This is a genomic window from Chromobacterium alticapitis, from assembly GCF_002924365.1.
GTDB classification, from domain to species: Bacteria; Pseudomonadota; Gammaproteobacteria; order Burkholderiales; family Chromobacteriaceae; genus Chromobacterium; species Chromobacterium alticapitis.
Genome location: NZ_PQWB01000144.1, coordinates 1 through 1709, shown reverse-complemented (window position 1 = coordinate 1709; position 1709 = coordinate 1). Strand labels below are relative to the sequence as shown.

The 1709-nt window shown below is 53.5% G+C and carries 2 protein-coding genes; both read right to left on the bottom strand.

The features are described from left to right. Positions 1-209: 209 nt before the first annotated feature. Positions 210-1013 carry a hypothetical protein gene (locus C2I19_RS19645; RefSeq protein ID WP_103904301.1) on the bottom strand — a complete coding sequence of 268 codons (804 nt, stop codon included), beginning with the start codon at positions 1011-1013 and terminating at the stop codon, positions 210-212. A gap of 70 nt (positions 1014-1083) precedes the next feature. Continuing rightward, positions 1084-1236 carry an AAA domain-containing protein gene (locus C2I19_RS22915; RefSeq protein WP_146056885.1) on the bottom strand — a complete coding sequence of 51 codons (153 nt, stop codon included), beginning with the start codon at positions 1234-1236 and terminating at the stop codon, positions 1084-1086. Positions 1237-1709: the final 473 nt, after the last annotated feature.

Here is a 1709-nt window from a genome sequence, read left to right as displayed (position 1 = left end):
TAGAGTGAAAATGATTGCAAGCAGCTGATTTTATTAGGCTATGCAGTTCGGAGGTGCTCTTGCTTTACATGGACAGAACTCAGAAACACATACCGCTCGGCGAGTCAGTGCAGCACTTTTATAACTGCTTGACCTTGCTTTTATCAGACAGCACGGCCTTGATTTTCATCGAATTTTGCGAATAAGCCATTGAAGTCAATGGGTTGGCTTCAGTCATGAATATTCATTCCGAGTGCGGCGGCCCTGGCCAGCACCTGGGCACCTATCAATGCAGGCCCTCCCAGTACACGGAAGCAGTTCTCGTGCTCAAGGCTTGAACCATCTTCTCGCCAGAAGGCAACTTCAATCTCGTCACGTTTTGACAGACTGCGATAGAACAAGGTGACACATTTCAAGTAGCGTAACTCGCGACGCTCGATGCGGCGTATCGCAAGCAGCTCCCCCTTATCTTCCTCTCGCACCTGCATGCGCTGCAGCATTCTGTCGAAATCATCCATGGGGATGTCATCCACTTCAGGCCGCTTACTGTTACAGTGGGGTACCTCAAAGTATCCGTAATCCTTCATCTCGCGAGGCTTGTTCAATTGCTCTGGTGCGATGAACAGGAGTTTCTTGGCCAGCGCATCAAAGCAAACACGGACCATCCGCTCTTGAGGCCGAACAGACGAAGCCTCTGCTAGTGCCAATTTGCCCTTGGCTGACAAGGTAACCTTTGCAGAATCGTCGACCGAAGCACGAGAGTAGTTGATGAGCTCGTTTGTATTGAGACCGGCGAGGACTGGCGTGATGACAGATGATGGCAACCCCAGGAAAGCAACGATGTCCTGAGGTTCTGAAAGGCCCGCCCTCACCGCACGCAGGACAGCCTCATCAATTGGGCCAAGCGGCTTTCGCTCCAGGACCAGGATTCGAAGGGTCAGGACATAGACCGGAAGACCCGCTTCCTTGAAAGTCGAAAGCTCATAGCCCGGCCGAGCATGCGCAGCTTCCTTGAGAGTGTTCTCCAGCGACATTAGGACAACACCTCCAGCATGCATGTATCCGGGTTCCGACGGATGTAATCAAGCACATCCTTCAAGGGGTTCACGACATCAGGTACGGTACTGTACAGTACAGATGGTCACCCACAATGGCCAACAATTCTTTCCCGCGGGACAGCGCTACATTGATGCGTTCCATTTCACGAAGGAATCCCAAGCCTTTTACCTCAGAACGAGTAACCGGACAACGGGACAGGCTACTCCACTCCTCGTGGGCACTAACTAAAGGTGGGCGGCCTCGGCCATTGAAGGCAGGGCAGCCCTAAGAATGCGGCAAGGTAGCCTGCCTCCATGACAAAACGCTGATCGTAAAGCATAAGCATCAGCCAAAGCATGATGCGGGGGGCACTCTGCACCATAAGCTGCAGCCAATGCGCGCAGGAAAACCTCCGTCCCCATCTCCTCGGGGGTCAGCAGCCATTTCTCGCCCAGATTATCGGGAAATGGCAGGCCTGCGTCACCTTGCAGGGCATCAGCGAGCAGGTCCCAGTCAGCCGCGTAATCGAACACCAACGTAACCTGCTGATCGAAGGCGGCAAACCAGCTGTGCAGCCTAGTTGTCAGCTCTTGGGCGAGGGTGTCCGAATTTTTGTGTAAACGGGGTTGGGTTTACGCCTGAGGAATGCGCCCTTCAAACTGGATGGTAAAGCGAGTCAGTGCCGACTTCCA

Coding starts and splice junctions, on each gene's coding strand:
- C2I19_RS19645 (WP_103904301.1), bottom strand. CDS start 1,013: ATGTCGCTGGAGAACACTCTCAAGGAAGCTGCGCATGCTCGGCCGGGC.